The organism is Streptomyces sp. MZ04, from assembly GCF_004684775.1.
Taxonomy (GTDB): Bacteria; Actinomycetota; Actinomycetes; order Streptomycetales; family Streptomycetaceae; genus Streptomyces.
This window is the reverse complement of the sequence record NZ_SRIC01000090.1, coordinates 21,091-27,907: the sequence shown is the minus strand read 5'-3', so window position 1 is coordinate 27,907 and position 6,817 is coordinate 21,091. Positions and strand designations below refer to the sequence as shown.

Annotated in this window: 10 protein-coding genes; 1 reads left to right on the top strand and 9 read right to left on the bottom strand. The window is 67.6% G+C overall.

Features of this window, described 5'->3' with window-relative positions; all coding sequences use genetic code 11:
* The coding region (locus E2651_RS20175; RefSeq protein ID WP_245239024.1) for a glycosyltransferase 87 family protein at positions 1 to 549 on the bottom strand (549 nt) is incomplete at its 3' end.
* A 155-nt stretch (positions 550 to 704) separates the two neighbouring features.
* Here E2651_RS20175 and E2651_RS20170 point away from each other — a divergent pair.
* Complete coding sequence (locus tag E2651_RS20170; RefSeq protein WP_135332569.1) at positions 705 to 1,553, top strand: hypothetical protein; 849 nt, start codon at positions 705 to 707, stop codon at positions 1,551 to 1,553.
* A 15-nt stretch (positions 1,554 to 1,568) separates the two neighbouring features.
* On the opposite strand, the gene truA is transcribed toward E2651_RS20170, so the two are convergent.
* The 8 genes from truA to map form a co-directional block, all read right to left on the bottom strand.
* The gene (gene truA / locus E2651_RS20165) at positions 1,569 to 2,423 is read right to left on the bottom strand and encodes a tRNA pseudouridine(38-40) synthase TruA (protein WP_135332568.1); all 855 of its coding nucleotides are present in this window, start codon (positions 2,421 to 2,423) and stop codon (positions 1,569 to 1,571) included.
* A gap of 92 nt (positions 2,424 to 2,515) precedes the next feature.
* The gene (rplQ, locus tag E2651_RS20160) at positions 2,516 to 3,016 is read right to left on the bottom strand and encodes a 50S ribosomal protein L17 (protein WP_135332567.1); all 501 of its coding nucleotides are present in this window, start codon (positions 3,014 to 3,016) and stop codon (positions 2,516 to 2,518) included.
* Positions 3,017 to 3,151: 135 nt separating this feature from the next.
* Positions 3,152 to 4,174 carry a DNA-directed RNA polymerase subunit alpha gene (locus tag E2651_RS20155; protein WP_016645160.1) on the bottom strand — a complete coding sequence of 341 codons (1,023 nt, stop codon included), beginning with the start codon at positions 4,172 to 4,174 and terminating at the stop codon, positions 3,152 to 3,154.
* A gap of 121 nt (positions 4,175 to 4,295) precedes the next feature.
* Positions 4,296 to 4,700: a 30S ribosomal protein S11 gene (gene rpsK, locus E2651_RS20150; protein ID WP_003948617.1), complete on the bottom strand. Its 405-nt coding sequence runs from the start codon at positions 4,698 to 4,700 to the stop codon at positions 4,296 to 4,298.
* A 61-nt stretch (positions 4,701 to 4,761) separates the two neighbouring features.
* The gene (rpsM, locus tag E2651_RS20145; RefSeq protein WP_135332566.1) at positions 4,762 to 5,142 is read right to left on the bottom strand and encodes a 30S ribosomal protein S13; all 381 of its coding nucleotides are present in this window, start codon (positions 5,140 to 5,142) and stop codon (positions 4,762 to 4,764) included.
* A gap of 187 nt (positions 5,143 to 5,329) precedes the next feature.
* Positions 5,330 to 5,443, bottom strand: a complete 114-nt coding sequence (gene rpmJ / locus E2651_RS20140; RefSeq protein WP_003974245.1) for a 50S ribosomal protein L36 — start codon at positions 5,441 to 5,443, stop codon at positions 5,330 to 5,332.
* Between the two features lie 58 nt (positions 5,444 to 5,501).
* The gene (gene infA, locus E2651_RS20135) at positions 5,502 to 5,723 is read right to left on the bottom strand and encodes a translation initiation factor IF-1 (RefSeq protein WP_003948620.1); all 222 of its coding nucleotides are present in this window, start codon (positions 5,721 to 5,723) and stop codon (positions 5,502 to 5,504) included.
* Positions 5,724 to 5,890: 167 nt separating this feature from the next.
* Entirely contained in the window at positions 5,891 to 6,727 is an 837-nt protein-coding gene (gene map / locus E2651_RS20130; protein ID WP_135332565.1) for a type I methionyl aminopeptidase, read from the bottom strand.
* Between the last annotated feature and the right edge of the window lie 90 nt (positions 6,728 to 6,817).

Here is a 6,817-nt window from a genome sequence, read left to right as displayed (position 1 = left end):
CCACCGCCGCGCGAAGAGGAAGAGCAGCACCACCGGCGCGAGCAGCGGCTTCACGGCGACGGCCGCCCCGATCACCAGGCCCGCCGCCACCCACCGCCCCCGGCACACAAACAGCAGGGCCAGCGGCAGCGCGGCCGCCGACGCCACCGTCCAGTTGCCCAGCTCGACGAGGTGCCCGAACGGCGCGAACCCCACGGCGAGCGCGAGAAGCCCGAGCGCCGCGAACCGGCTGCGCCACGGCACCCCGTGGATCCGCAGCGCGCACGCCCACCCGGCGACGAGCGCGGCCGTGACCCCGGCCGGCACCAGGAACCGGACGACGGGCTGCGGGAGGAGCGCCTGCGGGAGAGCCGCGAGCACGGCCCCCGGCAGATACAGAAAGTGCCGGTCGGCGTAGGGCGAGCGCCCGTCAAGCCAGGCCTCGGCGGCCCGCACCACGATCGCGTTGTCCATCCCGCCGTCGGGGCCGCGCAGCCCCACCCGGACGACCGCGGCGAGCAGCACCGCCCCGAGCGCCGCCCAGGCGTGCCAGGTCGCAGGCCGCGACAACCACCCACCAAGAGCCCCGCCAAGAGCCCCGCCGTGAGCCCCAACATGAGCCCCACTAAGAGCCCCTTTGCCCATATTCATACGGATCAGGCTAGGCCGGAGACCTCCCCCGGCCCCGGCTCAACATCCCCAACTCCCCGTCTAAGATGCGGCGCATGAGCTTTGGGCAAGGGGGACCTCAGTGGGGTCCGGGCGATGGACAGACCCCTGACTGGGCGGCGCTCGCCGAGGCGTCCGAGTCGCGCACCCGGCGCCGCAAGTGGCTGATGATCGGCGGCGGCGCGCTCGCCACGGTCGCGGTCGCCGCCGTCGTGGCCGTCGCGGTCGTCTCCGCCAACAGCGACAACTCCTCCGCGTCGAACAAACCGGCCAGCGAGCTGCCGACGACCGCGGACATCCCCGGCGCGAGCACGAACCCCGGCCCGTCCTTCGACGAGACGACACCGCCGCCCCCGCCGGACCCCAAGGAGTTCATCTCCAGCGCCAAGAAGGACAAGGCGCCGCTCAGCGCCGACACCCTCTTCCCCGGCAAGACGCTGACCTCGGGCGACAGCGTCTACAAGAAGGGCGCCACCAGCGGCACGAAGAAGTGCGCGAGCGTCACCCAGGCCGCCCTGGGCGCGCTCCTCACCAAGCACGACTGCAAGACGCTCTACCGCGCCAGTTATGTGAAGGGCAACATCGCGGTGACGGTCGGCGTGGCCGTCTTCGACACCGCGGCCCAGGCCGAGAAGGTCAACAAGCAGGCGGAGAACGGCCTCGTCGTCTCACTCCCCGGCAAGGGCGTGCCGAGCTTCTGCCGTACGGCGGTCTGCCGCGGCACGTACAACGCGTACGGCCGCTATGCCTACTTCACGACCACCGGCTTCACCAGCGACAAGGACGTCACGAAGCAGGACCGCAAGGTCTACGGCGTCGGCGACGACCTGGCCCGCTTCACCTTCCAGCAGATCAACCGGCGGGGCGAGGCGCAGGCATCGGCCGCGGCCAACGCCCCGCAGTAGTCGGGCGGCAGACGCTCAGCAGCACCCGGCGCCGGGCAACGTCCGCTTGTTGCGCGCTTCCTTGCTGCGCGCGGCGAGCAACTCGTCGGCGGGATAACCGACTTCCTCGAGGGTCAGCCCGTGCGGCCGCACGACATGCACGGCGGAGTCCCGAACGCCGGCGGCGAGCACCTTCCCGGGCCACTCCGCGGGCCGGTGCCCGTCCCCCACGAACAACATCGCGCCGACCAACGACCGCACCATGTTGTGGCAGAAGGCGTCGGCCCGCACGGTCGCCTCGAGGATCCCGTCGTCGCGCCGCTCCCACCGCAGCTCCTGCAGCGTACGAATGGTCGTGGCGCCCTCGCGCCGCTTGCAGTAGGCGGCGAAGTCGTGCTCGCCGATGAGCCGCTCGGCGGCGGCGTTCATGGCGTCGAGGTCCAACTCCCAGTCGTGCCACAGCACATGACTGCGCAACAGCGGGTCGACACCACCGGGATGATCGGTCACGCGGTAGGCGTAGCGCCGCCACACGGCCGAGAACCGCGCGTTGAACCCGGCGGGAGCCTCGGCCACCTTCCAGACCCGCACATCGTGCGAAAGCCGCCCCGCGAGCCTGCGCAGCAGCTTGTCACCATGCTCGGCCCAGACGCCCTCCGGCAGATCGACATGGGCGACCTGCCCCCGTGCGTGCACGCCACTGTCGGTCCGCCCGGCGACGGTCAGCTCGTACGTCTCCTGCGACCGCGTCACGGTCCGCAGCGCGCTCTCGATCTCCCCCTGGACGGTCCGCTGCCCCTGCCGCTGCTTGGCCCAGCCGGAGAAGTCCTTCCCGTCGTAGGAAAGATCAAGGCGCACCCGCACGAACCCGGGCTCTACTTCGTCACTCACACCAACATCCTCTCAGCACCACGAACAGCACCACGTACACGCGAAAGCGGGCCCGCCCCGAAGGGCGGACCCGCTCACAGCAAGGCAGAGCCTCAGGCGTCCTTGGACTCCTCGGCCGGGGCCTCGGCGGCCTCAACCGGCGCGTCCTCGACGGGCGCGTCCTTCTTGAGGGCGTCTTCCTTGACGGCACGCTTGGTGGCCGCCTCGGCCTCACCGGTGGCAGCCTGCGCCACGGTCAGGGCCTCGACCAGCTCGATGATCGCCATGGGCGCGTTGTCGCCACGACGGTTACCGATCTTGGTGATACGGGTGTAGCCACCGGGGCGGTTCTCGTAGCGCGGGCCGATCTCCGTGAAGAGCGTGTGCACGATGCTCTTGTCGGTGATGACGGACAGCACCTGGCGGCGGTTGTGAAGGTCACCCTTCTTCGCCTTGGTGACCAGACGCTCCGCGTAGGGACGCAGACGACGGGCCTTCGCCTCGGTGGTGGTGATGCGGCCGTACTCGAAGAGCTGCTTGGCGAGGTTCGCCAGCAGAAGCTTCTCGTGCGCGGCGCCGCCGCCCAGACGGGCACCCTTGGTGGGCTTCGGCATGGTGTTTCTCCTAGTGATCTGCCCCGGCCGTATCAGGTACCGGGGTCAGTGGACCGCGCCCCGTAAGGGGCGCGGGGAACTGCGCGACCAGCCACAACGGCCCCGCAGCCAAAATCCGTCCTAAGCGCGGAGCGCCTAGTACTGCTCGGTCTCGACGAAGCCGGCATCAGCATCGTCATCCGCGCCGAAGGCATCCGCGGCAGCGGTCGGGTCGAAGCCGGGAGGCGAGTCCTTCAGCGCGAGGCCCATGCCGTTCAGCTTCATCTTGACCTCGTCGATCGACTTCGCACCGAAGTTGCGAATGTCGAGCAGGTCCGCCTCGGAGCGGGCGACAAGCTCGCCCACCGAGTGGATGCCCTCGCGCTTGAGGCAGTTGTACGACCGAACGGTGAGCTCGAGCTCCTCGATCGGCAGCGCCAGATCGGCGGCCAGGGCGGCGTCCGTCGGGGACGGACCCATGTCGATGCCCTCGGCGTCGATGTTCAGCTCACGGGCAAGCCCGAAGAGCTCAACGAGCGTCTTACCAGCCGAAGCCATGGCGTCACGCGGACGCATGGCCTGCTTGGTCTCGACGTCGACGATCAGCTTGTCGAAGTCGGTGCGCTGCTCGACACGCGTGGCCTCGACCTTGTACGTGACCTTCAGAACCGGCGAGTAGATGGAGTCGACCGGAATACGACCGATCTCCTGGCCCACCTGCTTGTTCTGGACGGCGGAGACGTAGCCGCGACCGCGCTCGACGGTCAGCTCCATCTCCAGCTTGCCCTTGCCGTTGAGCGTGGCGAGGACGAGGTCGGGGTTGTGCACCTCGACACCGGCCGGCGGCGCGATGTCAGCGGCGGTGACGAGACCCGGACCCTGCTTGCGCAGGTACATCACGACGGGCTCATCGTGCTCGCTGGAAACCACCAGCTGCTTGATGTTGAGGATGAGGTCGGTGACGTCTTCCTTGACGCCCGGCACGGTGGTGAACTCGTGCAGGACACCGTCGATACGGATGGACGTGACCGCCGCACCCGGGATCGAGGAGAGAAGGGTCCGACGCAGGGAGTTGCCGAGGGTGTAACCGAAGCCCGGCTCCAGCGGCTCGATCACGAACCGGGAGCGGAATTCGTCGACGACCTCTTCGGTCAACGAGGGACGCTGAGCAATCAGCATGTTGCGATCCTTCAGTCAGGGGCACCCACTATTTGATGCCCTGATTCGTTACAAGGGTACGGGCGATACGACTCCGGAGAGCCGTACCGCCCGAATCCTCAAGACAAGCGACGTATGAACGTCAGACGCGACGGCGCTTGGGCGGACGGCAGCCGTTGTGCGGCGTGGGCGTCACGTCCTGGATCGAGCCGACCTCAAGACCGGTCGCCTGAAGCGAACGGATGGCGGTCTCGCGACCCGAACCCGGGCCCTTCACGAAGACGTCGACCTTGCGCATGCCGTGCTCCTGCGCGCGACGGGCAGCCGACTCGGCGGCCATCTGCGCGGCGAACGGAGTCGACTTGCGCGAGCCCTTGAAGCCGACGTGGCCGGCGGAGGCCCAGGAGATCACGTTGCCGGTCGGGTCCGTGATGGACACGATCGTGTTGTTGAACGTGCTCTTGATGTGGGCGTGCCCGTGAGCGACGTTCTTCTTTTCCTTGCGGCGCACCTTCTTGGCAGCGCCCTGACGACCCTTGGGGGGCATCTATAACTCCTACGCGAGGTGGTCGGTCCTGCAGCGACAGCTGTCGATCGACCGCTGAGGACTACTTCTTGCCCGGCTTCTTCTTACCGGCGATGGCGCGACGCGGGCCCTTACGGGTGCGGGCGTTGGTGCTGGTGCGCTGACCGCGGACGGGCAGGCCACGACGGTGACGCAGACCCTGGTAGCAGCCGATCTCGACCTTGCGGCGGATGTCGGCCTGGATCTCGCGGCGGAGGTCACCCTCCGTCTGGATGTTGGCGTCCACGTACTCGCGGATCTTGATCAGGTCCTCTTCGGACAGATCGCGAACACGGGTGTTGCGGTCCACACCGGTGGCGTCCAGCGTCTGCTGGGACAGCGTGCGGCCAATGCCGAACACGTACGTGAGGGCAACCTCGACGCGCTTTTCGCGCGGGAGGTCAACACCTTCAAGGCGTGCCATTCAAGGCTCCTGTTGATTTTCGGAGGTCTTCAGCAGGACCGTTCCCAGGTGCCGTATGAGGTACATCCTGGGTCCCCGGCCTCCGACCGGGGGTGTCGCCCTCCATTACCGATGGATCTGAAGAGGGACGGGTCCTGCACATGTGCTCAATTGCGTCGCGCGAAAATCTGCGAACTGCAGTCGTACGTCAGCCCTGGCGCTGCTTGTGGCGCGGGTTGTCGCAGATAACCATGACCCGGCCGTGACGGCGGATCACCCTGCACTTGTCGCAGATCTTCTTGACGCTCGGCTTGACCTTCATTGGGTGAGGTTCTCCGGGTCAGTGCCATCACCCCACGTGAATGGGGCTCGGGCAAGATCTACTTGTACCGGTAGACGATCCGGCCACGCGTCAGGTCGTACGGAGACAACTCCACCACGACCCGGTCGTCAGGGAGGATACGGATGTAGTGCATGCGCATCTTGCCGCTGATGTGTGCCAGGACCTGGTGGCCGTTCTGGAGCTCCACCTTGAACATGGCGTTCGGAAGAGACTCGACGACAGTGCCTTCGATCTCGATGGCACCTTGCTTCTTGGCCACGCTTCGCCCTTCGAATCGACTACCTTGATCGACTTCACGCACCGCATGCAGACACACGGATGCACGAGAGCCGACGCGTCAGTCTACGTCAGGCCACCCGGAAAGACGAATCGAGAAAGAATGCCCCATCAGGAAGATCCTTAAGCAACCCGGGGGCCCACAGCGACTCAGCCCAGCGGATCCGGCGCCGCAACAATCCCGTACTCCGCCAGCTTCGCCTTGCCGCAGTCGGGAGCCGTCAGCACCAGCGGACCCTCCTCCGTCACCGCGACCGAGTGCTCCCAGTGCGAGGACCACGTCCCGTCGGTCGTGATGACCGTCCAGTCGTCCTCCAGGACCTCCGTGCGGGGTGTGCCGAGGGACACCATCGGCTCGATGGCCAGGCAGAAGCCGGGGACCAGCTTCGGGCCCTTGCCGCGCCGGCGCTCGACGTAGTTCAGGAGGTGGGGGTCCATGTGCATCTCGGTGCCGATGCCGTGGCCGCCGTAGTCCTCGATGATCCCGTACTTGCCGCCGCCCGGCTTCGGCTGGCGGCGGATGTACGTCTCGATGGCACGCGAGATGTCCACGAGCCGGTTGCCCTGCTTCATGGCGGCGAGCCCGGCCCACATCGACTCCTCGGTCACCCGGGAGAGCTCGACCAGCTCCGGAGCGTGCCCCGTGCCCACGAACGCGGTGTACGCCGCGTCCCCGTGCCAGCCGTCGATGATCGCGCCGGCGTCGATGGAGATGATGTCGCCGTCCTTCAGGACGGTCTTCTCGTCGGGGATGCCGTGTACGACGACCTCGTTGACCGAGGTACAGATCGTCGCGGGAAAGCCGCCGTACCCGAGGAAGTTGGACTTCGCGCCGTGCTCGTCGATCACCTTGCGGGCGACCTCGTCCAGGTCCTTGGTCGTCGCGCCGGGCACCGCGGCCTCGCGCGTCGCGGCGTGGATGGCGGCGACGACAAGGCCCGCCTCACGCATCTTCGCGATCTGCTCGGGGGTCTTGATCTGCACCATGAAGGGGCCTGAGCCTTTCTGAACCTATGACTGACGGGGCTGCTGCACCAACGATACGGCGGGGGCGGACCCTCCCGCGCCCCGCCCACG

What these genes read in the sequence shown, in the direction of transcription:
- E2651_RS20155 (WP_016645160.1), bottom strand. Translation starts at nt 4,174, where the DNA reads ATGCTGATTGCTCAGCGTCCCTCGTTGACCGAAGAGGTCGTCGACGAA.
- rpsM (WP_135332566.1), bottom strand. Translation starts at nt 5,142, where the DNA reads ATGGCACGCCTTGAAGGTGTTGACCTCCCGCGCGAAAAGCGCGTCGAG.
- E2651_RS20170 (WP_135332569.1), top strand. Translation starts at nt 705, where the DNA reads ATGAGCTTTGGGCAAGGGGGACCTCAGTGGGGTCCGGGCGATGGACAG.
- rpsK (WP_003948617.1), bottom strand. Translation starts at nt 4,700, where the DNA reads ATGCCCCCCAAGGGTCGTCAGGGCGCTGCCAAGAAGGTGCGCCGCAAG.
- rplQ (WP_135332567.1), bottom strand. Translation starts at nt 3,016, where the DNA reads ATGCCGAAGCCCACCAAGGGTGCCCGTCTGGGCGGCGGCGCCGCGCAC.
- rpmJ (WP_003974245.1), bottom strand. Translation starts at nt 5,443, where the DNA reads ATGAAGGTCAAGCCGAGCGTCAAGAAGATCTGCGACAAGTGCAGGGTG.
- map (WP_135332565.1), bottom strand. Translation starts at nt 6,727, where the DNA reads ATGGTGCAGATCAAGACCCCCGAGCAGATCGCGAAGATGCGTGAGGCG.